Source organism: Saccharothrix sp. NPDC042600 (genome assembly GCF_040647305.1).
In the GTDB taxonomy this organism is placed as follows: domain Bacteria; phylum Actinomycetota; class Actinomycetes; order Mycobacteriales; family Pseudonocardiaceae; genus Actinosynnema; species Actinosynnema mutabilis.
Map to the genome: position 1 here is coordinate 178,922 of NZ_JBEZBW010000003.1, position 20,846 is coordinate 199,767.

The 20,846-nt window shown below is 72.4% G+C and carries 18 protein-coding genes; 7 read left to right on the plus strand and 11 right to left on the minus strand.

Going from position 1 to position 20,846, the window contains the following annotated elements; genetic code table 11:
• Window positions 1–102 precede the first annotated feature (102 nt).
• Window positions 103–936 carry an SAM-dependent methyltransferase gene (locus AB0A74_RS04200; protein WP_358247420.1) on the plus strand — a complete coding sequence of 278 codons (834 nt, stop codon included), beginning with the start codon at window positions 103–105 and terminating at the stop codon, window positions 934–936.
• Window positions 937–1,000: 64 nt separating this feature from the next.
• On the opposite strand, the gene AB0A74_RS04205 is transcribed toward AB0A74_RS04200, so the two are convergent.
• The 4 genes from AB0A74_RS04205 to AB0A74_RS04220 are packed head-to-tail and all read right to left on the minus strand — an operon-like array spanning window position 1,001 to window position 3,724.
• Window positions 1,001–1,795 (minus strand): alpha/beta hydrolase, encoded by a 795-nt coding sequence (locus tag AB0A74_RS04205; RefSeq protein ID WP_358247421.1) that lies wholly within the window; start codon window positions 1,793–1,795, stop codon window positions 1,001–1,003.
• Between the two features lie 11 nt (window positions 1,796–1,806).
• Window positions 1,807–2,433 (minus strand): DUF998 domain-containing protein, encoded by a 627-nt coding sequence (locus AB0A74_RS04210; protein ID WP_358247422.1) that lies wholly within the window; start codon window positions 2,431–2,433, stop codon window positions 1,807–1,809.
• Window positions 2,430–3,137 carry an SRPBCC domain-containing protein gene (locus AB0A74_RS04215; protein ID WP_358247423.1) on the minus strand — a complete coding sequence of 236 codons (708 nt, stop codon included), beginning with the start codon at window positions 3,135–3,137 and terminating at the stop codon, window positions 2,430–2,432. Before AB0A74_RS04215 ends, AB0A74_RS04210 begins: the two co-directional genes overlap by 4 nt.
• A complete protein-coding gene (locus AB0A74_RS04220; RefSeq protein WP_358247424.1) occupies window positions 3,137–3,724 on the minus strand; it encodes a helix-turn-helix domain-containing protein in 588 nt (195 codons plus the stop codon). The genes AB0A74_RS04215 and AB0A74_RS04220 overlap by 1 nt, the downstream gene beginning before the upstream one ends.
• Window positions 3,725–3,853: 129 nt before the next feature.
• On the opposite strand from AB0A74_RS04220, the gene AB0A74_RS04225 reads away from it, so the two are divergent.
• Complete coding sequence (locus AB0A74_RS04225) at window positions 3,854–4,582, plus strand: DUF2306 domain-containing protein (RefSeq protein ID WP_358247425.1); 729 nt, start codon at window positions 3,854–3,856, stop codon at window positions 4,580–4,582.
• Here the strand turns inward: AB0A74_RS04225 and AB0A74_RS04230 are convergent.
• The 3 genes from AB0A74_RS04230 to AB0A74_RS04240 all read right to left on the minus strand — a co-directional run bounded on the left by AB0A74_RS04230 (window position 4,531) and on the right by AB0A74_RS04240 (window position 6,775).
• Window positions 4,531–5,022, minus strand: a complete 492-nt coding sequence (locus AB0A74_RS04230) for a methylated-DNA--[protein]-cysteine S-methyltransferase (RefSeq protein WP_358247426.1) — start codon at window positions 5,020–5,022, stop codon at window positions 4,531–4,533. The two genes, AB0A74_RS04225 and AB0A74_RS04230, sit on opposite strands and share 52 nt — an antisense overlap.
• A gap of 10 nt (window positions 5,023–5,032) precedes the next feature.
• Window positions 5,033–6,490, minus strand: coding sequence for an AlkA N-terminal domain-containing protein (locus AB0A74_RS04235; protein WP_358247524.1), 1,458 nt, complete (start codon window positions 6,488–6,490; stop codon window positions 5,033–5,035).
• A gap of 99 nt (window positions 6,491–6,589) precedes the next feature.
• The gene (locus AB0A74_RS04240; RefSeq protein ID WP_358247427.1) at window positions 6,590–6,775 is read right to left on the minus strand and encodes a hypothetical protein; all 186 of its coding nucleotides are present in this window, start codon (window positions 6,773–6,775) and stop codon (window positions 6,590–6,592) included.
• A 300-nt stretch (window positions 6,776–7,075) separates the two neighbouring features.
• Between AB0A74_RS04240 and AB0A74_RS04245 the strand changes: the two genes are divergently transcribed.
• Together AB0A74_RS04245 and AB0A74_RS04250 are read left to right on the plus strand one after the other, a co-directional pair.
• Window positions 7,076–11,119, plus strand: a complete 4,044-nt coding sequence (locus tag AB0A74_RS04245; protein WP_358247428.1) for an AAA family ATPase — start codon at window positions 7,076–7,078, stop codon at window positions 11,117–11,119.
• A 218-nt stretch (window positions 11,120–11,337) separates the two neighbouring features.
• The gene (locus tag AB0A74_RS04250; RefSeq protein WP_358247429.1) at window positions 11,338–11,829 is read left to right on the plus strand and encodes a DUF2165 domain-containing protein; all 492 of its coding nucleotides are present in this window, start codon (window positions 11,338–11,340) and stop codon (window positions 11,827–11,829) included.
• 50 nt (window positions 11,830–11,879) lie between these two features.
• Here AB0A74_RS04250 and AB0A74_RS04255 read toward each other — a convergent pair whose 3' ends face one another.
• Both AB0A74_RS04255 and AB0A74_RS04260 read right to left on the minus strand, forming a co-directional pair.
• Window positions 11,880–13,304 carry a carboxylesterase family protein gene (locus AB0A74_RS04255; RefSeq protein WP_358247430.1) on the minus strand — a complete coding sequence of 475 codons (1,425 nt, stop codon included), beginning with the start codon at window positions 13,302–13,304 and terminating at the stop codon, window positions 11,880–11,882.
• Window positions 13,305–13,393: 89 nt separating this feature from the next.
• Window positions 13,394–13,981, minus strand: coding sequence for a TetR/AcrR family transcriptional regulator (locus AB0A74_RS04260; RefSeq protein ID WP_358247431.1), 588 nt, complete (start codon window positions 13,979–13,981; stop codon window positions 13,394–13,396).
• 82 nt (window positions 13,982–14,063) lie between these two features.
• Here AB0A74_RS04260 and AB0A74_RS04265 point away from each other — a divergent pair, with 82 nt between their 5' ends.
• Both AB0A74_RS04265 and AB0A74_RS04270 read left to right on the plus strand, forming a co-directional pair.
• Complete coding sequence (locus AB0A74_RS04265; protein WP_358247432.1) at window positions 14,064–14,573, plus strand: sigma-70 family RNA polymerase sigma factor; 510 nt, start codon at window positions 14,064–14,066, stop codon at window positions 14,571–14,573.
• A gap of 371 nt (window positions 14,574–14,944) precedes the next feature.
• Window positions 14,945–15,886 (plus strand): VOC family protein, encoded by a 942-nt coding sequence (locus AB0A74_RS04270; RefSeq protein ID WP_358247433.1) that lies wholly within the window; start codon window positions 14,945–14,947, stop codon window positions 15,884–15,886.
• A 90-nt stretch (window positions 15,887–15,976) separates the two neighbouring features.
• Here AB0A74_RS04270 and AB0A74_RS04275 read toward each other — a convergent pair whose 3' ends face one another.
• Window positions 15,977–18,349, minus strand: coding sequence for a LuxR C-terminal-related transcriptional regulator (locus AB0A74_RS04275; RefSeq protein ID WP_358247434.1), 2,373 nt, complete (start codon window positions 18,347–18,349; stop codon window positions 15,977–15,979).
• An 8-nt stretch (window positions 18,350–18,357) separates the two neighbouring features.
• Complete coding sequence (locus tag AB0A74_RS04280; protein ID WP_358247435.1) at window positions 18,358–19,638, minus strand: Hsp70 family protein; 1,281 nt, start codon at window positions 19,636–19,638, stop codon at window positions 18,358–18,360.
• A gap of 230 nt (window positions 19,639–19,868) precedes the next feature.
• On the opposite strand from AB0A74_RS04280, the gene AB0A74_RS04285 reads away from it, so the two are divergent.
• Window positions 19,869–20,801 carry an IniB N-terminal domain-containing protein gene (locus AB0A74_RS04285; protein WP_358247436.1) on the plus strand — a complete coding sequence of 311 codons (933 nt, stop codon included), beginning with the start codon at window positions 19,869–19,871 and terminating at the stop codon, window positions 20,799–20,801.
• Window positions 20,802–20,846 lie beyond the last annotated feature (45 nt).

The window sequence follows — 20,846 nt, forward strand, 5'->3', positions numbered from 1 at the left end:
GCACACCGCTCACTCCCGCAAAGGGCGCATACTTCTACGCTCGTCGGACTGTGACGCGGTGCACAACCGCCGCCCCCTCGAACCACTCATGCGAGGTCACCAATGCCGGGCACGTCTTCGGACACCGCCATCCCCACCTACATCGACACCAGCAAGGCCAGCATCGCCAGGGTCTACGACGCCTTCCTCGACGGCAAGGACAACTACGAGATCGACCGGGAAGTGTTGCGCCGGGTCGAGCGCGTGGCCCCCGAGGCGAAGACGCTGGCCGTGGACAACCGCTCGTTCCTGATCCGGGTCACCCGGTTCATCGCGAGCCAGACCGGCGTCACGCAGTTCCTCGACTGCGGCTCCGGCCTGCCCACCGCGGAGAACACACACCAAGTGGCGCAACGGATCCAACCCGACGCCCGGGTCGTGTACGTGGACAACGACCCGGTGGTGCTGGCCCACGGCCGGGCGCTGCTGGAGGAGAACGACCAGACCCACTTCTCCGCGGCGAACATCTTCAAGCCGCAGGAGATCCTCAACGACGAGGTCGTGCGCCGCCACATCGACTTCGACCAGCCCCTGGCCCTGTTCCAGCTGGGCACCCTGCACCACTACAACGGCGAGTCGCCCACGCCGGCCGAGATCATGGCCGAGTACATCGAGGCGCTGCCGACCGGTTCGTACGTGGCGATCAGCCACTTCCTGGACCCGCAGACCGAGGAGCACTCGGCGATCGCCCGCCGCATGGAGGAGACGTTCCTGCACTCCCCCATGGGTTCCGGCCGCTTCGCCACCCGCGACGAGCTGCTCGGCATGTTCAACGGCCTGGAGCTGGTGGACCCGGGTCTGGTGATCTGCGCCGACTGGTGGCCGGACGGCCCGCGTTTGAAGGAGCTGGACGCGGTGTCGTACTGCATCGCGGGCGCGGTGGCCCGCAAGTCGTAGAAGCACGTCAGAGGGGGCTCGAAAGCGCCGTGTCGCTGCGTGCGACACGGCGCTCCCTTCGCCTTCAGCGGCCGAAGAAGTCCACCAGCACCGGTGCGGTGACCTTCGCCTTGACCATGTGGGTCTGCCCGGGGAGCACGGTCAGCTCGGCGGCGGGCAGGGTCTCGGCGAGCACCGCCTGGGAGTTGCGCATGTACTCGGGGCTCTTGCCGCCCGCGATGACCAGGCCGGGGGCCTGCGCGCCGGACCACCGGTCGGCCGGCGGCTTCTCGCCGCGCTGGAGCTCGCCCACCAGCGCGAAGTCGTGCGGCAGGGTGTGGGCGACGGCCTTGAGCTTCTTCCACGGCGGCGTGACGCGCATGATCGTCGTGACGACCTTCGGCGTGCCCACGTAGTCCATGAACATCTTCACCGCGTCGGACCGCCGGTCCTCCGCCACCGCGCGCCGCACCCGGTCCGGCAGGTCGGCGGGCATCGGGGCGTGCGTGCCGTCCACCACCATCGGGGACTCGTAGATCGCGTACCGCGCGACGGGAACACCCCGGTGCACGGCCTCGGCGACGAGCGTGCCGCCGGACGACATGCCGAACAGGTGCGCCTTCCCGCCGGCCTGTTCGACCAGCGCCGCGATGTCCTCGACCTCGCGGGCCACGTCGTAGGGCGCGGTGTTCCCGCTCTCGCCCCGCCCGCGGCGGTCGTAGGTGTAGACGGTGAAGTGCGGCGCCAGGGCCTGGGCGAGCTGGGTGGCAGGGCCGAACGCGCGGTGGCACAGCGCGCCGTCCACAATGATCAGCGCCGGGCCGGAACCCGTTGTGCTGTAAGCGATGCGAGTGCCGTCCTGAGACGTGACGCAACCCATTTCCTTCACCTTCAGATCTCTGCGCGGAGCTTGAGGGCGACCGCGGACACCCACAACCAACTGACGACGGCGACCACGTACAGGACGGCGGTCGCGTATTCGGTGCCCATGAACGCCAAGGGCGCGATCGACACCACACCGGCCGCGATGCACAGCCACGACCAGGAGCCGGTGAAACTGCGGGCGAAGACGAAGCACGACGCGATCAGCGCCGGGAAGGCCGCGAAGAAGGCCACGCCGTGCAGGACCCCGTGCCAGGACAGGGTTTCCGGCTGGCCGGCGGGCGCACCGGCCGGGTACCCGAACGCCGGGTCGGCCACGAACACACCACCGCCGATCATGCCGACGGCGAAGATCCCGAACAGGATCGGACCCCACGTCCCGGCGCGCTGCCCCTTGAGCGCTCGCCCGACACCGAAGGCGAAAGCGAGGAACAACAGTCCACTGAGGACGAAGTTGGCGATCTGCACCCAGCCGCCCTCGCCGAGCGAGAGGAAGCTCATGGGGTGCCTGGTCAGGTCGAAGCCCTCTCGCGTGAAGGCCTGCGCGAAACCCGTGACCAGGTAGAGCGGTCCGGCGATCGCGCCGCAGCCGAGCAGGAGCTTCGTGGTGTCGTGGGTCTTGGTGAGCGTGGTCATGCCAGGGTTCCCATCCAGGCGGACCACGCGCGCTCGTCGCGGTGGTCGTCGGCGAAGACGTGGTGCATGGCGATCAGGTGGCCGGTGATGCCCTGGAAGAAGCGGTAGATCGCGTCCGGCGTGCGGATGCCGATGGTCTGGGCGTTGGCGAAGTAGACGACGCCCCGCGTGCCGTCCACGTCCACCTCGTCGCCGGGGCGCGCGCCGCCGAGCTCGGCGTGCAGGCGGGCCCACAGCGCCGGCCAGTCGCGGACCTCGGGGCCCCACACGGTGACCGGCCTGGCGGTCCGGCCCGCGAAGTGCGTGAGGTACTCGACCAGGGTGCGCCAGAACATCGCGCCGCCGGCGGTCATCGCCTCGAACTCGTCGTGCCAGTCGTCGCCGGGCAGGAAGCCGCTGACCACCATGCGCAGCACGGTGCTGCCGTGGTCGCGGCCCTCGATCAGGAACTCGTAGGCGAGCTTGCGGCCGTCGGGCGCGGGTTCGCCGCCGTAGGCGAGGTGCTTGCCGGGCTCCCAGCCGGTGATCGGGTGCGCCGGCTCGTAGCCGCCGAACGCGCCGCGGATCGCCGCGCCCGGCTCGACCTCGTTGCGGCCCATGAACCACGAGTCGATGCCCGGACCGGTCGCGATGGCGTCCCACACCTGGTCCGGCGTGACACCGGCCAGCTCGACCTCGTTGACCTCTTCGAACGCGTGGCCCATCAGGACTCCCTGGGGATGCTGGGGTGGACGGCGACGACGACGCGGTGCGGGCGCCCGCCCTCGGCCGTCTCGTCGTGGTACTTGGCGACCAGGCCGGCGACGGCGGTCGCGAGCTCCTCGGCGAAGGCCGCGCGGTCCCGCGCGGAGGCGAACCGGACCTCGCCGTCGATGGCGAACGTGGCGACCTTCTTGCCGGCCTGGGTCGCGCCGGTGAGGAGTTTCCCGACGTCCTTGACCAGCCGCGCCGCGACCGCCAGCAGCCACCGCGCGGACAACCGGTCCGGCGACCGCTCGGGGTCGGGCTGCACGGCGGCGAGCGCGACCGGGGAGATCACGTAGGAGGCGGCGGTCGCCCGCATCACCCGCTCGGTCATGTTGCCCTTGCGGCGCTCCTCGGCCAGCTCGACCAGGCCGTGCTGTTCGAGCGTGCGCAGGTGGTAGTTGACCTTCTGCCGGGGCAGCCCCACCTTGGCCGCCAGCGTGGTCGCCGAGCCGGGCTCGACCAGCTCGGCCAGCAGTCGCACCCGCACCGGGTCCAACGTCACCTCGGCCGTAGCCGGGTCCTCGATCACCGCCACTTCAAGCATGGGAGAACCTTCGCACCGACAAGCGCAGTTGTCAAGACAACTTGAGTTGTCGGTGGCTGACCCGGGTCGTCCGCCGCTCGTCAGCGTTCGGTGCGCGGCTCGTCAGCGTCCGCGGCCAGAGTCGGGCTCATGGTGCACACACAGGGGAAGAAGACGTGGTGGCGGCGGCCGTGGGTGGTGCCGCTCGGGTTCCTGGTCCTGCTGTTCGTCGCGTTCTCGCTGCCGCCCTACCTCACCGGCGACCGCGCCCGGTCGCGCGTGCCCGACCCGGGCTACGACTGGTACTACCCGGCCCTCGTCGGGCACGTGGTCCTCGCGAGCATCGCGATCCTGACCGCCGTCCTGCAGATCTGGCCGTGGTTCCGGCAGCGCCACCCGAAGTGGCACCGGTACGCCGGCCGGGCCTACGTCTTCGCGGGCGTCCTGCCCGGCGGGGTGCTGGCGGTCGTGATCGGCGCGGTGAGCCCGTTCGGGCCGGTCAACGCGCTGGGCAACGTCCTCATGGGCACGCTGTGGCTCGGCTTCACCATCACCGCCTACCGGCGGGCCCGCCAGAAGCGCTACGTCGAGCACCGGCGGTGGATGCTGCGCAGCGCCACCCTGACGTTCTCCATCATCACCAACCGGCTGTGGGCGGTCGCGATGATCATCATCCTGCCGTCGTTCAAGGACACGGCGTTCGGCGGCAGCGAGGTCGCCCTGATGCAGGCGACCTCCGCCATCTCCGCGTGGATGGGCTGGGTGCTGCCCTTCCTGTTCGTCGAGTGGTGGCTGGAGCGCGACGTGACGCGCAAGCAGCGCCGCGTTCAGCGGCCGGTGGAGGAGGCCAGGGTCGTGGTCTCGAACGCCAGCAGCTGACGCTTGCGGTCGATGCCGCCGCCGTACCCGGTCAGGTCGCCGGTCGAGCCGACCACCCGGTGGCACGGCACGATGATCCCGACCGGGTTGCGGCCGTTGGCCATGCCGACGGCCCGCGCCGCGGTCGGCCGCCCCACCGCGGCGGCCAGCTCGCCGTAGGACACCGTCTCCCCGTACGGGATCGAGCACAGCGCCCGCCACACGGTCCGCTGGAACGGCGTCCCCAGCAGGTCCAGCTCCAGCTCGAACGTCGTGCGCGTGCCCGCGAAGTACTCCTCCAGCTGCGCGACCACGTCCGCGAACGGCGCGGCGTCCACCGGCCCGAACGACTCGTCTTCGGGCCGGTACCGCTGGTCGGTCATGTAGAGCCCGGACAGCACGCCGTCCGTGGCCACGAGCGTCAACGGGCCGACGGGGCTGTCGACCGTGGTGTGGGTCATGGGGGTCCTTTCACGCGGGCAGCCGGTTGACCTCGTGGTCACCGGTCGCCCAGAGGTGTTGGACGGCGTAGGCCCGCCAGGGGCGCCACGCTCGTGCGCGCTCGACCAGCGCGCCGGGGGTGTCGGGCAGCCCGAGGTGCCGCGCGGCCAGCCGCACGCCCAGGTCGCCCGGGATGAACGCGTCCGGGTCGCCCAGCGCCCGCATCGCGATGACCTCGACGGTCCACGGGCCGAACCCCGGCAGGGCCAGCAGGTCCGCGCGCGCCTTCGCCCAGTCCGCGCCGACGCCCAGGTCCAGCGCGCCGGACGCCAGCGCCCGCACCAGCGCGGCGAACGCGGTCTTGCGCGCCTGCGGCATGGCCAGCACGGCCGGGTCCAGCTCGGCGAGCTGCTCGGGCGTCGGGAACAGGTGGGTCAGGCCGTGGTCCTCGACCGGGGTGCCCGCGGCGGCCACCACCCGCGCGGCGTGCGTGCGGGCGGCGGCGGTGGAGACCTGTTGGCCCAGCACCGCGCGCACCGCGAACTCGGCGGCGTCCACGGTCCCCGGCACCCGCCGGCCCGGGTCCTTGGCGACCAGCGGCTGGAGCACCGGGTCGCCGCCCAGCAGCTCGTCGACGGCGACCGGGTCGGCGTCGAGGTCGAGCATGCGGCGGCACCGGGCGATCGCGAGCGACAGGTCCCGCAGGTCGGTCAGCGCCAACTGGCACGCCACGTGGTCCGGTTCGGGCCGCAGCGACACGACCGCGTGCCCGTGCGGGGTGCGCATGGTCCGCCGGTAAGCGCCGTCGCGCCACTCCTCCACCCCCGGCACGGCGGTGGCGGCCAGGTGCCCGAACAGGTTGTCCGGGCACAGCGGCGCGCGGAACGGCAGCCGCAACGACAGCGTCCCGGGCGCGGCGGACGGCGCGGACCGCCGCATCCGCAGGTCGGTGGGCGACATGGCGAACACCGCGCGCACGGTCTCGTTGAACGCCCGGACGCTGGCGAACCCGGCGGCCAGCGCCACGTCCGCCATCGGCAGCCCGGTCGTCTCGATCAGCAGGCGGGCGGTCTGCGCGCGCTGCGCCCGGGCCAGCGCGAGCGGTCCCGCGCCGAGCTCGGCGAGCAGCTGCCGCTCCACCTGCCGGACGCTGTACCCGAGCCGCGCGGCCAGTCCGGGGACGCCCTCGCGGTCCACCACGCCGTCGGCGATCAGGCGCATGGCCTTGGCGACGGAGTCCGCGCGGTGGTTCCACAGCGGCGACCCCGGACTCGCGTCCGGACGGCACCTCTTGCACGCGCGGAATCCCGCTTGTTGGGCCGCCGCCGCGCTCGGGTAGAACCGCATGTTCTCGACCTTCGGCGGCACCACCGGACAACTCGGCCGGCAATAGATCCGCGTGGTGAGCACCGCGGTGAAGAACCACCCGTCGAACCGCGCGTCCTTGGACTGCACGGCTCGAACACAACGTTCGGCGTCTTGGTGCACGGCATCCAGCATCGGTCAACGCCAGGCCGATGGCTGGCGGAAAAGCGACATGAAGACAACGCCTGGCCGCCGCCGCACGCCGTTGTGCGACCGCCGGCCTCAGGCGTGCAGGGGAGCCGCGAGCCTGGCCAGCGCGACCAGGTTCACCTCGGCCCGCTCCCGGTCGTGCGCGTCGAGCACGGTCCGGAGGATCGGGCACACCCGTGACTCGCCGGGGCGACCCCGGTCGTCACGGTCGGTGACCGGCGCGGGGCCGGTCCTCCGCGGCTCAGTCCCGGTCGGCATGGCAGGTCGCCGCGCCGTTCCACCGGCCCGGCCGGTTCTGTGCACCCCGCTGAGAAGACCCCCAGGACTCCTCAGCGACGAACGTTCTGCCACTCGCGTTAGTTGCCTGCGAAACCACTTCGACCGGTCCCTTCGCACAACCTGGCGACGTCAGCGACAACGTCACGCCGCAGCTTGGCAGCGCAAGTCGTTAGGGTGGACTGCCCGGTGTCGCACCGGTCCACAAACGACCTGTTCACGCGCTCTCAGCCGGTTTTCCGGTCCGGAACTCGCGCAACCCGACGAGGAGGTCCGCCGCGGATGGCTGGTTCTGGTCAGGGGGCGGGTCCCCGTGCCGTTTTCGCGGAGCGGTTCGCGCTGCTCTACGCCGCGGCGGGCGACCCACCCCTGAAGCGGGTGACCGAGTCGGTCAGCCGCGCCCGGCGCACCGACGACCGGGGTCGCCCCGTCCGGGCCACCGCGCAGCGGGTCAGCGACTGGCGGCGCGGGCGCAACGTGCCCGCCCGGTTCCCGGCACTCTCGGTAGTGCTCGAAGTGCTCATCGGCGAGGCGCGCAAGGCCCGGCCGAAGCCGACGGTGCCGGGCCTGTACGACCTGGAGGCGTGGCGCGCGCTGTGGGAGGAGGCGCTGGCGAGCCCCGCCGCGTCGCCCGAGGACGAGGACCCGCCGAGCTCCGACGAGATCGGCGTGTGCCCTTACCGCGGACTCGCGGCATTCCAACCCGAGGATTCTTCGTGGTTTTTCGGCCGGGAACGCAGCACCGCCGCCCTGGTATCGCGATTGGGTGCCGCGGTGGACACCGGAGGAATTGTCATGTTGGTCGGCGCCTCGGGTGCCGGCAAATCGTCGTTGGTGCGCGCGGGCGTGATTCCGTCCATTCGTGACGGCGCGTTGGCGGTGCCCGGTTCGGAGAAATGGCCGTCGATCGTCCTGACGCCCGGCGCCGACCCGGTGAAAGAACTCGTCGGGCACGTCCCGGAACTCGCCGACGTCCTCGACCCGGCGGTCGCGGCGGACCTGCCGGAGCACCCGGCGGAGACGTTCGTCGGCCAGTCGATGATCGGGGTGCTGCGGTTCGCGGGGCGCATCCGGGACGCGTTCGCTGCCCACGCGGCCAACCACGGCGGTGACCGGGTGGTCGTCGTGGTGGACCAGTTCGAGGAGGCCTTCACGCTGTGCCCCGACGAGGGGCTGGTGCAGCTGTTCGTGCAGGCGCTGCACGCGGCGTGCACGCCGGCGATCCCCGGCGGCGACGCGCCCGCGCTGGTCGTGCTGGGCGTGCGGGCCGATTTCTACGGCCGCTGCCTGGCCTACCCGGAGCTGGCCGACGCGCTGCAGGACCGGCAGATGGTGCTGGGGCCGATGACCTCCGCCGAGCTGCGCGAAGCGGTGTCCCGGCCGGCCAAGGCCGCCGGGCTCCAGCTCGAACCGGGCCTGATCGAGCTGATGCTGCGCGACCTGGGCGTGCGCAGCGGGCGCGCGCCGGGGCGGGCGTCGCAGGGCGCGTACGACGCGGGGGCGTTGCCGCTGCTCTCGCACGCCCTGCTGGCGACGTGGCAGCGCCGCACGGCGGGCAAGCTGACGATCTCCGGCTACCGGGCGGCGGGCGGCATCCAGGGCGCGGTCGCGGCGACCGCCGAACGGGCCTGGGCCGACCTCGCGCCGGAAGCGCAGGCGGCGGCCCGTCCGCTGCTGCTGCGCCTGGTCCGGGTCGGCGAGGACACGCAGGACACCCGACGCCGGTCCACCCGGCACGAGCTGGTCGAGCAGGCCCCGAACCGCGCCGCCGGCGAGGAGGCCCTGGAAGTCCTGGCCCGGGCTCGCCTGGTCACCCTGGACGCCGGTTCCGTCGAGATCACCCACGAAGCGCTGCTCCAGGCGTGGCCCCGGCTGCGCAGCTGGATCGACCAGGACCGCGAGGGCCAGCTGCTGCGCCAGCGGCTGGAGGAGGACGCGGCGAGCTGGGCGCACCAGGACCGCGACGCGTCCCTGCTCTACCGGGGCGCCCGGCTGGAGACCGCGCGGCACTGGGCCGACGCCGCCGGCCCCGGTGGGCTGACCGGGGTGGCGCAGGACTTCCTGGCCGTGTCGACGCAGTACCGCAGGCGTGCCCTGTGGGGCAGGCGCAGCGCGGTGTCGGTGGTCGTCGTGCTGGCGATCATCGCGATCACCGCCGCCGTGCTGGCCGTGCGGCAGCGCGACGACGCCGTGTTCCGCCAGGTCGTGGCCGAGGCGGACCGGCTGCTGGAGACCGACCCGTCGCTGTCGGCCCAGTTGGACCTGGTCGCCCACCGGATGCGGCCGGAGGACCGCGAGGTCTACACCCGCGTCCTGTCCACCCAGGGGTTGCCGCTGGCCACGCAGCTCGCCGGGCACCAGGGCGCGGTGTACCTGACGTCGTTCTCGCGCGACGGCAACACCCTGGCCACCGCGTCCTACGACAACACGGTCCGCCTGTGGGACCTGCGCGACCGCGACAACCCGAAGCCCCTCGGGACACCGCTGCGCGCGCACAAGAGCTGGGTCAGCTCGGCGGTGTTCAGCCCCGACGGCAAGACCCTCGCCACCGCCAGCGACGACGGCACCGTGCGCCTGTGGGACGTCACCGACACCAGCCGCCCGCGTGCCCTGGGCCAGCCCTTGGACGGCGACAACGGCACGGTCTACCTGGTCGCGTTCTCCCCCGACAGCCGCACCCTGGTCACGGCCAACGAAGACCACACCGCCCGCCTGTGGGACGTCACCGACCCGGCCGCGCCGCGACGCCTGGGCGAGCCGTTGGGCCACCACACCGGCCAGGTCCGCTCGGTGGCGTTCTCCCCCGACGGGAAGCTGCTGGCCGCCGGCGGCGACGACCGCACGGTGGTGCTCTGGGACGTCTCCGACCGCGACGCCCCCACGCCGATCGGCTCCCCGCTGACCGGCTACGACGGCATCGTCCGCTCCCTGGCGTTCTCCCCCGACGGCCGCACCCTCGCGACCGGCAGCGACGACAAGACCATCCGCCTCTGGGACGTGACCACCCCGTCGTCACCGCTCGCCCTGGGCCGCCCGGTGACCGACCACACCGGCCCGGTCTGGTCCGTGGCGTGGCACCGGGACGGGCGTGTCCTGGCGTCCGGGTCGGCCGACGGCACCGCCCGCCTGTGGAACGTCACCGACCCCGCCCACCCGTTGGCCGTGGGGCACCCCCTGACCGGTCGGAACGGCACGGTGTACGCGGTCGCGTTCAGCCCCGACGGCTACACGCTCGCCACGGGCAGCCAGGACAGCGCCGTCCGCCTGTGGTCCCTGCCCCGGACCGTGCTGGTGGGCCACGCGTCCCGGACGGTGGGCCCGGTCTTCACCCCGGACGGCAAGCGCATGGTCACCGGCAGCCGCGACCGCACCATCCGGGTGTGGGACCTGACCGACCCGCAGGCCCCCCGCAGCGCCGTGTCCACGACCACCCCCGACGAGGCGGGCGTGTGGGGCCTGGCCCTGAGCGACGACGGCACGACCTTGGCGTCGGTGAGCGACAAGGCCGTCCGCCTGTGGGACCTGACCGACCCCCGCACGATCACCCCGCTGGCCGCGCCGATGACCCTCAACACCCGCTACACGGCCCCGGTGGCCTTCCGCCCGGACGGAAAGGTGCTGGTCACCGGGTCGGACGACGAGTCGGTCCAGCTCTGGGACGTCAGCGACCCCAAGAACCCCCGCCAGGCGGGCAAGCCGTTGGTCGGCCACATCGGCTACGTCCACTGGGCAGCCTTCACCCCGGACGGGAAGACGCTGGTGACGGTGAGCGCCGACCAGACCGTCCGCCTGTGGAACGTCTCCGATCCCGGCGCCGCCCAGCCCCTGGGCCAACCCATGACCAGCCACACCGGCGCGATCCGCGCCGGTGCCCTGAGCCCCGACGGCAAGACCCTGGCGACCGCCAGCGACGACAAGACCATCCGCCTGTGGGACCTGACCACCCCCGCCAAGGCCAAACCGCTGGGCGACCCCCTGACCGGCCACGTGGAGGCGGTGGTGGCGGTGACCTTCAGCCCCGACGGCAAGACCCTGGCGGCCGGCGGCGACGACCGGACCATCAAGCTCTGGAACGTGACGGACCGACTCCTGCCCACCCCGATCGGCCAGTCCCTGACCGGCCACGACGCCGGCCTGCACGACGTCCGCTTCGCACCACGGGGCAACTACATAGCCTCGACGAGCCTGGACACCACGGTCCGCGTGTGGGACCTGGAGCCGAACGACGCGATCAACCGGATCTGCGCGAAGACAAAGGGCGTCCTCCCAGAAGACCAATGGCGCAAACACCTCCCGCAACTCGACTACCAACCCCCCTGCACCTGACCACGACGCCGGGTGCGGTGGACGGCGGGGCGACGGCAGACGACAGCGGCCAGCGGGCGGCAGCCAGCGGGCGGGCGGCGGCGCCGGCGGGCGGGCGGGCGGCGGGCAGCAGCAGCAGCGGTGCGGCGGCGGCGGTGTGGGTGTGGGTGCGGGGTTGGCCGTAGGTTGTGACAAGCATTGGCATGGACTTCGCAGTGGTTGTCACTAGGTTGCGAAGCATGCGTCTACTTGGTCGGGTGGGGAGCCCGCAGGCGGCGGTCGCGGTGCTTGTTGCGATCACCGGTGTCTACATGGGTCTCGTGGTCTTGGGGAACGTCACCGACTACGGCACCAACCGCGCGTTCGTCGAGCACGTGTTCGCGATGGACACGACCTTCCAATCGCCGAACACGATGTACCGCGCGATCACCAACCAGACCGTCGTCACCATCGCCTACGTCCTGATCATCCTCTGGGAGGCCGTCACCGCGGTGGTCCTGTTGGCCGGGTTCGTGGCCTGGTTGCGGCGGCGGACGGTCGCGGCTCGGCGGCTGTCGTCGCTCGGGTGGGTCATGCAGGTGTTGCTGTTCGGCGGTGGGTTCATCGTCATCGGGGGCGAGTGGTTCCTGATGTGGCAGTCGAAGGACTGGAACGGGTTGACGGCGGCGTTCCAGAACTTCGTCGTCGCGGCGGTCGGGTTGATCCTGCTTCATTCGTCCACAAAGGACTGACCGGTGGTCGGGGGTCGCCGCCGGGGTGGCGGCGGCCCCCGAACCGGCCGTCAGCGGGTGGCGGTCGTTTCCCAGAAGGGGAGGCGGTGGGTTGTCGCGAAGTCCGTGGGGCCGATGTTGTCGGGGGCCAGGGACTGGACGTGGTTGTTGTTGCCGAACTCGGGCCAGGTGGGCAGGCCTTCGGTGTTCGGGTCTCCGGTGCGGGCGAAGGTGGTCCAGTAGCGGATCATGTCGTCCGCCAGCGCGTTCGGCGTCGTGCTCGGGAACAGGTAGTCGATGTCCGAGTGGTGCGTCGCGCCGTGCGGGGTCGCGGTCGGGTCGGCGAACTCGAAGGCGTAGGTGCGGGTGTGGGCCGACAGCAGGCGGTTCTGGCGCCATGTCGCCCTTGCCCACACGCGGTCGGTCAGGACCCGGGACCAGGCTTCGGTCGGACTCGCGAAGGCGGACAGCGGGTACTCGGCCTCGACGGCTCGGGCGTGGTCGCCGAAGGACTTGGTCAGCAGGGTCGTGTAGTCCTCCGCGGAGACTTCGCCGCGGAAGAGGTCCACGATGCCTCGGTGCTCGTCCTTGGTGGAGCCGGAGAGGACCGGCACGCGGGCGAACTCGCCCCGGGCCAGGAGGTCCGGTGGCAGGTCGTCCACGCCCATCGGTTGGAAGATGTTCATCACGTGCGGGTGGTCCAGGAGCCTCTCGGCCGGCAGTGAGCGCAGGCAGGCCAGGTCGGCGCAGCCCAGTTCGGCGGCGGTGGCCTGACCCAGGGCCTCCACCTCGCGTCGGTCGCGCCAGCCCAACCACGGCAGGGCGTCCAAGCCGGGGTACCAGGCCTCGGCGGGCAGGTCCATCAGCGCGAACCCGCTGTGCATGATCGCCTTGTCGAACAGGCCGTGCGACTCGGGCGACACCAGGTGCGCCGCCACCGCTGTCGCGCCGTAGGACACGCCGAAAACCGTGACGTTCCCCGGGTCACCGCCGAACGCCCGCGCGTTGCGGCGCACCCAGTCCAGCGCGGCCCGCTGGTCCTGGAGGCCGAAGGTGCCGGAGCCGGCCAGGCCGGGCAGCCCGAAGCCGCCGAACACGCCCATCCGGTAGTTGATCGTCACCACGACGACGTCGCCGCGCACGGCCAGCCGCGACCCGTCGTAGAGGTGGCCCGCACCCACGGCGCCGTCGCCGTGGATCCACACCACGACCGGCTTCGACTCCACCCCGCCGGTCGGTGTGGCGACGTTGAGGAACAGGCAGTCCTCGTCGGTGGACCTGGTGTCCGAGTAGGACGACCCGACCTGCGGGCACGGGTTGCCCGGCTTGGTCGCGTCGCGCACGCCGTTCCACCGGGCGACGGGTGCGGGCGCGCTCCAGCGGAGGTCGCCCTTCGGCGGCGCGGCGTACGGGATGCCCTGGAACAGGACGTGGTCGGACTTGACCACGCCCCGTACGTCGCCCGCGTCCGTGGTGGCTGTGTCCTGTCGTTGCACGGTGCTCCCCCCGCATGCGGCCAGTAGTAATACCGCGGTCAGTGCCAACGTCCCCCGACGCATGTCTCCCCCAACGTGTCTCGCGCAGCTCAACCCGAGGGCTGGTGCGCCTGTGTGGTCGCGCGTTCCACCAGCGTGAGCAGTTCGCGCTCGCAGAGGTCGAGGTCCAGCGCCTCGTCCTCGGCCGCCCTGGCCAGCACCCCGTTGCGCAGGGCCAGGACGAAGATCGCCATCGTGTCCGCGTCGAACTCCCGGAACTCCCCGGCCCGCTGCCCCTCCCGCAGCAGGTCGGCCATGCGCCGGTGGTCCTCGTCCCGGCCCCGTACCGAGACGTGCGGTCGGACCTGCATCAACGCGACCGTGTGCGACCGGTGGGCCCGCATGAAACGCAGGTTCGCCACGAGGAACGCCCGCAGCTCGCCGGCGACCGTGTCCGAGCGGTCCAGGAAGCCCATGACGAAGTCCGCGTACCGCCGCAGTACCTCGGCGTAGACCTCGTCGACCAACTCCTGCTTGCCCTTGAAGTGGTACGAGATCAGCCCGGTGCTGCTCAGACCGGCGCGCGTCGCGATCTGCTTGAACGACGTGGCCGCGTAGCCCAGCTCGGCGACCGTCTCGATCGCCGCACCGACGATCTGCGCCCGCCTCGCCTGCTCCGTCACCGATTTTGCTCGCACGAGCAAAAGTTAGCACGGACGAGCAAGAAGTTCACCCGACACACCCCGTCGGAGTTCCGGCCTCCCGACCGACGATGGGGGTGTGAGCGATCCGCAAGCCCGTCCGGACCCGGCGTTCGCGCTGCTGGACGTCTACGACGCAGCGCTGCCGCAGGTGTACGGGTACCTGCTGGCGCGGTGCGGCAACAGGGCGCAGGCGGAGGAGCTGACGTCGGAGACGTTCCTGGCGGCGGTGCAGTCGGCACGCACCGGTGGCCCGGTGAGCCCGGCTTGGCTCATCGGGATCGCCCGGCACAAGCTGGTCGACCACTGGCGGCGACGGGAGCGCGAGGAGCGCGGACTGCGCCTCGCGCACACCGAGCCGGACGTCGAGGACCCGTGGGACGAGCACATAGACGCCATCCAGGCCCGCGACACCCTGGCCGGGTTGAGCCGGACGCACCGGTGCGTGTTGACGCTGCGGTACGTCGACGGCCTGCCCGTCCCCGAGGTGGCCGAGCTGATCGGGCGCACCGTCCACGCGACCGAGGCGCTGCTGGTGCGCGCTCGGGCCGCGTTCCGCCGGGCCTACCCGGGGGGCCGCCATGAGTGAGTTGCGGCCCGGCCAGGCGGCCGGCGCGGTGTGGACGGCGGTGGCCGGCGGGCGGTGCGGGAACTCCACGACCGGCGGGCGGCGTGGCCGAGCGGTGGCCGGCCGGCGTGGGGGATCGGCGAGCGGCGGGCGGTGCGGGAACTCCGCGACCGGTGGGCGGCGTGGCCGAGCGGCAGCCGGCCGGCGTGGGGAGTCGGCGAGTGGCCGGCAGCGCGGAGACTCGGCGACCGGTGGGCAGCGTGGTCGAGCGGCAGCCGGCCGGCGTGAGGGGTCGGCGAACGGCCGGCAGCGCGCGAAGTCGGCGGCCAGTTCGCGCCGTGGGCAGTCGGTGGGTGTCGGGGTCGGGTTCGGGTGGTTGGTCGGGGGTTGTGATGAGTGATCCGTTCGACGCCCTCTACCTGCCGCAGCGGCCCGTCGAGCCGGACGCCGGGTTCGCGGAGCGCCTGCGTGAGCGGCTGGAACGAATGGTTCTGTTGGGAGAGGACATGAGCACGACCGAAGCGGTGCGGACCGAGTACTCCGCTGTGACGCCCTACCTCGCGTTCCGGGACTCCCGGGCCGCGATCGAGTTCTACGTCGACGTGTTCGGCGCGGAGCGGCGGGGTGAGCCGATCGTGATGCCGGACGGGTCGGTCGGGCACGCCGAGATCGCCATCGGCGGCTCGGTGTTGATGCTGGCCGACGAATCGCCCGAGTACCACCACATCGCACCCTCCCACACGGGGGTGCGTCCGATGCACCAGGTGCGGGTGGACGACGTGGACGGCGTGGTCGAGCGCGCCCGGGAACGGGGTGCCGAGGTGTTGCGGCCGGCCGCCGACACCGGGCACGGGTACAGCGGGACCATCCTCGACCCCTTCGGGTACCGGTGGATGGTGGCTGCCCGGGCCGGGGCAGGGCCGAGCGGTGACGCACAGGGCGGTGGCACGCAGAGCGGTGGCGCGCAGGGCGGCCAGACCCCGAGCGGTGGGGAGAGGCTGCCCCACGGGCACGTCGGCTACCACACGTTGGTGGTGCCCGACGACGAAGCCGCCAAGCGGTTCTACGGGGCCGTGCTCGGGTGGACCTTCCCGCCCGGACGCGTCGAGCGCGGCTGGGGGATCGAGGGCGCGGGGCTGCCGATGTCGGGGCTCTGGGGCGGCCAGGGGTGGACCGGGTGGAAGCTCATGTACGCCGTGGACGACCTGGAAGCCGCGCTGGAACGGGTGCGCGAGCACGGTGGCACCACGCGCGAGCCCGAGGCGCAGCCCTACGGACTGGCCGCCGAATGCACGGATGACCAGGGGATCGAGTTCTGGCTGTGGCAACAGTGAGGAAGCGAGCGGCGAAGGCAGTGATCGAGTCATGGGTCCATGTTCGAACAGGTGTTCGAACATGGCAAGATCACTTTCGAGTGATTCGGGCTAGCCGAGGATCTGGCGGAGCTGGTCCAGCAGCTCCGCCCGGCTCGTGCAGCCCAACCGCTGCCGCATGCGGGCCATGTGGTGTTCGACGGTCTTCGCCGAGATGAACAGCCGGTCCCCGACCTGCTTGTACGTCAACCCGCCGACCACCAGCTCGGCGACCTCGCGCTCCCGGTCGCTGAGCTTGCCCGCGTCCACGGCCTCGGCCACCGGCTCGGCGGGCTTGCGCGCCGCGCCGACAGGCCGCCCCTGCAACAACCGCGCGCAGTCCAGCAACCGCACCATCGCCTGCCGGTCGGACGTCCTTATCGCCGCCTGACCGGCCAGCCGCGCCGCGTCCCACCACTGCCCCGCCGCGTGCAACCCGCGCGCGGCCGACTCCGCCTGGTCCGGATCGACCTTGCCCGCCAGCACGTCCAGCCAGCTCTCGGCGGCGGCGGAAACCAAAGCCCCGTAACGGCTCCGGTCGCGGAAGGACGCCAACGCGGCGGCGTGCTCCTCGGCCACCGACGTCTCCTCCGCGATGATCGCCGCGTGCAACCCCGCCCAGTGCAGCGGAACGGCCCACAGCGGCGGATCTCCCAACTGCCGCAACAGAGTCCGTGCCGCGGTCAGGTGCGGCGCCAAGCGGTGCTGGTCGCGCAGCCGGGCCGCCGCTGCGGCGAACTCGCCCAGCGGCAGGAACGTGTAGAGGTCCACGGGGTGTCGCAGCACGGCCTCGCACGCCTGGTCCCACGTCCGCTTCAACGCCGCCAGGTCGCTGTTGCGCCGCGCCACGCCGATCTCCAGCGCCACGGCGAAGATCCAGTCGCGCGGCTCCAACGGACGCCCGACCTTGCGCAGGAGCACCAACGCCTCCCTGGCCTGCGCCAGGTTCCCCTGCACCATCGCGATCCACGCCCGCAGCAACCGGTGCCGCACGTCCATCAGCACACCGCCGAGGGACGTCGCCACCGCGCGTTCCAGGACGGACTCCGCGACCGACAGCTCACCGCTCTGCATCGCCACCAACGCGGCCAGCGCGGCGGGCGTGTCCGGCAGCAGCACGGCCCGCCCAGCGGGTTCCAGCAACGCCGCCGCGCGCACCAAAGTGGACAGTGCCGCCGTCGCGCTCCCGGTGACCGACTCGACAACACCCTGCGCCATCAGGGAAGCACCACCGTCGAGCATGGTCGGTGGCGCGACCGGCAGCGCCCCGGACGGCAGCCGACCCGTGCCCACCTGCCCGACCACGGCGAACGCGGTGGACGTGGCGCTGGGCGACCACCGGTGCAGCTCGGTGCTGCGCGCCAACTGCCCCCGGTGCGCCAGGGCGATCGCGGCCACCTCGGCCGCCGCGCCCCGGTGCCCCTGGTCGCCGCCGGAGATCACCCGGTCGGCCAGCCGCAGCGCCGCGTCCAGGTCGCCGGCCATCGCCGACGCCGCCGCCTGCCGCACCGCGACCTCGGCGGACGGCGTCCCGACGGCCGCCAGCAGCCGCGCGGACAACGCCGGGTCGGTGGGCAGCGCCTCGCGGGCCGCCGCCTGGAACGCCGCTTCCACGGCCGGACCGCCGACCCCGGTGCCCAGCAGGGGTTTGACCAGGTCGAGCACGGGTCCGCCGGACCGCAGTTGCAGCTCGGCCAGCTTCTGCCGCACGGCGATCCGCCGGTCGGTGCGGCTCAGCGCCGCCACGGCCGCGCGGGCGACCGGCAGCAACGTCCCGTCCGGCGCGAGCAGCCCGGTGGCGCGGCCGGCCTCGATCACCTCGCCGACCGCGTCCACGTCCTTGCCCAGCAACGCGCTGAGCAGGTCCAACCGCAGCGCGGCACCGGCTTCGGCGGCGAGCAGGAACTTCTGCACGTCCGCGTCCAGCCAGTCGAGGTCGGCCCTGAAGGACGCAACCACCTCCGCGGTGATCTCCGGCGCGTTCAGACCGGCCAGTCGTGCCACGAAGCGCGGCACGCCACCCGTCTGGTGGTGCACGAAGTCCACCAAGGCGCGGCTCGATGCGGGCAGCACAGCCTTCACCTGCTCGCGGGTGAACGCTGACGGCATCAAAGGCGCGCGCACACGTCCCAACGACTCCGCCAACGCCGCCAAAGCGCGCGACCGGGGCCACGGCCGGTATGCGACGACGATCCGCGTGTCCCCTTGCTCCACCAGAGAACGCAACGACAACAGCTCGCTGTCACCCAACAGGTGGGCGTCGTCCACGATCGTGGCGTCGACGCCGGCGTCCCGGTAGGCGCGCTCGATCTCCCGCAGCACGGTGGTCTTGCCGTACCCGCCGGGCGCGAGGACACCGAGCCGCAGCACCGCCTCGGGCGCCGCGGCGATCCCGTCCAGCACGCTGCGGGCGTCCGCGTCCAACACCGGTCGTTCGGTAGTCATGCGCAGGCTCAACGGCCGTCCTCTGAGTGTTGTGCGTCGCGGGAACGGCGTCGTCCCCCGGTCACCGCGAGCCCCCGCACGACGCGCTTCACGGAGCGCCGTTCGGGCAGGTCCAGCGGGGTGATGTCGATCGGCGGGCGCGGCGGCGGAGCCGTGAAGTCGGTGTCGGGGACGTCCATGTCGCCCACGGGGAAGCGCAGCAGCGGGTCGTCGTCCCGGACCAGCACGGACGTCTCGATGGGTTCGTTGTCGTCGGGTCCGAGCAGCATGTGCCGCCCGGCGAGCGCGGCGCCCTTGACGGCGGTCGTCTCGGGAGCGGCCTCGAAGACCACTCGTCCGGGGAGCAGGGACGAGATCAGGGGGATGCGGGTGCTGCCGCCGACCAGCACGGTGGCCTCCAGCGGCGTGCCCCGGACGACCCGCTCGAACACCGACACGGCCTGCTCGACCGACGACCGGATCAGCTCGTCGAACTTCGCCCGGCTGAGCGGCACGTCCACTCGTCCGGACGGCAGGTGCACGGGGATGGCGGTCTCGAACGTGCCGGACAGCACGCGCTTGGCGGCCTCGCAGTCGCGCCGGAGCCGCCCGTAGAGGCCGCGGGTGCGCGGGTCCTGCGGGTCCAGCTCGGTGAACGCCCGGCCCAGCTCGGTGCGGACGTGCCCGAAGACGAGGTCGTCGAAGTCCGCGCCGGCGTCCTGGTCGGGGCTCTCGGCCCAGGCCACGACCTCGAACGGGCGGACCACGGCGGCGCCGAACGCGTGGCTGCCCAGGCTGAACACCCCGACCGGGCCGCGCGCGAACGAGTGACCGGCCGCGGCGGCGAGCGGTTCCGCGAGCAGGGTCACGTTGTCCAGGCCCATGACCCGCAGGGCCTGGTGCATCAGCCCTTTGTGGTGCACACCCCACCCGACCGGGTGACTGAGCACGATCCGTTCCGCCCGTTCGCCCTCCCGGGCGGCGACCTGGCCGGCCACCCAGCTGACCATGAGCGCGGTCAGCTCCTCGGCCGTGAACGGCTCGTCGCCCAGGACGACCGGCACGCCGTCGCCGACCCGCGCGGCGAAGCCGGTGGCGGTCCACCGGGGGTCGCCGGGCTCGCCCACCGCGAACGTCCCGTCGGCCGTGAGCTGCAGGGACGACGCCACGCCACCGCCCGGTCCGCCCAGGCCGACGACCTCCGGCTCGGCCCGTCCGGCGCCGCCGAGGCGGCACAGGGCGGCGGCGGTGCGGGTGGTGCCCACGTCGACCCCGAGGACGTACGGCAACTCACCAGCCTCCTCTTTCACCTGGTCGGGGTAGCGCTGGACGGTTCGTACACGGGCTACCAACGGGTCACAAGCGCATCCCCTAATCCCCTAGGGAGTGAACGAGAACCACCCCATCGTGGTTGCGGCATCTACTGGGAGTAATCCCCGATGGCTCCGAATCCCCCGGTCAATACCTTGATCGGCATGGCGGGACCCACCCCTGCCGGTCCACGCCTCCCCGCGACCTATCTAGCCAGGAGAATCCGATCATGGGCACCAGCCCCAACACGCTGCACGACTTCGTCCTCGACCTGCTGAGCAACCCGACCGCGCTGGCCGACTTCCAGGCCGACGCCGAGGGTGCCCTGGCCGCCGCGGGCCTGAGCGACATCAGCGCTCTGGACGTGCAGGAGGTCCTCCCGCTGGTCCTCGACTACGTGCCCGCCGGGAGCCTGCCCGCTCTCGACGGCGCGCTGCTCAACGAGCTGCCGCTGGACGCGACGGACGCCCTGGGCGCCATCGGCCAGCTGCAGGCCGTGGCCCAGCAGGTGGCCCTCTCGGGCGTGTCCGGCTCGTCCGACGTGAACCTGGCGGCGGCGGGCGCGCTGAGCGCCGACGCCAGTGGCCTGGAGGTCTTCGGCGGCATCTCCGGCTGGGGCCCGGTGGGCGACGTGGCGGGCTCGCTCGACGCGTCCCTGTCCGGCGACTTCTCCGCGGTGGGTGACGTGACCGGCACCCTGGACGGCACGCTCGCCACCGCGGGTGGGGTCACCGACCTGGCGACCGGCTCCCTGGACGGCGCCCTCGCCACCGCCGGCGGAGTCACCGGTGCGCTGCCGGCCGCGGAAGGCCTGACCAGCCCCGCGTTCGGCGCGGTCGACACGCTGCACGGCGTCGTCGACAGCTTCGGTGGCTTCGCCGGCAAGGTCGCCGGCAACGTGACCACGAACGTCGGCAACCTCGACGCCGGCGACCTGACCAAGGCCCTCAACGTCGACGGCGTGTCGGGCCTGGCCCACGGCGACGCCTCGCCGGAGCGCGTGGTCGACACCGTCGAGGACACCGCGGACGGCCTCATCGGCACCGCCGGCCTCGCCAGCACCGTCAACCACGTCGGCGCCGTCAACGCGCCGCTGCTGGGTGTCGGTCTGAACGACGTCCCGCTGATCGGCGGCGGCGACATCAGCGACGCGCTGTTCTGAGTCGCTGGTCAAGACTGATCCACTACCCCGGGGGCCGGTTCTGTC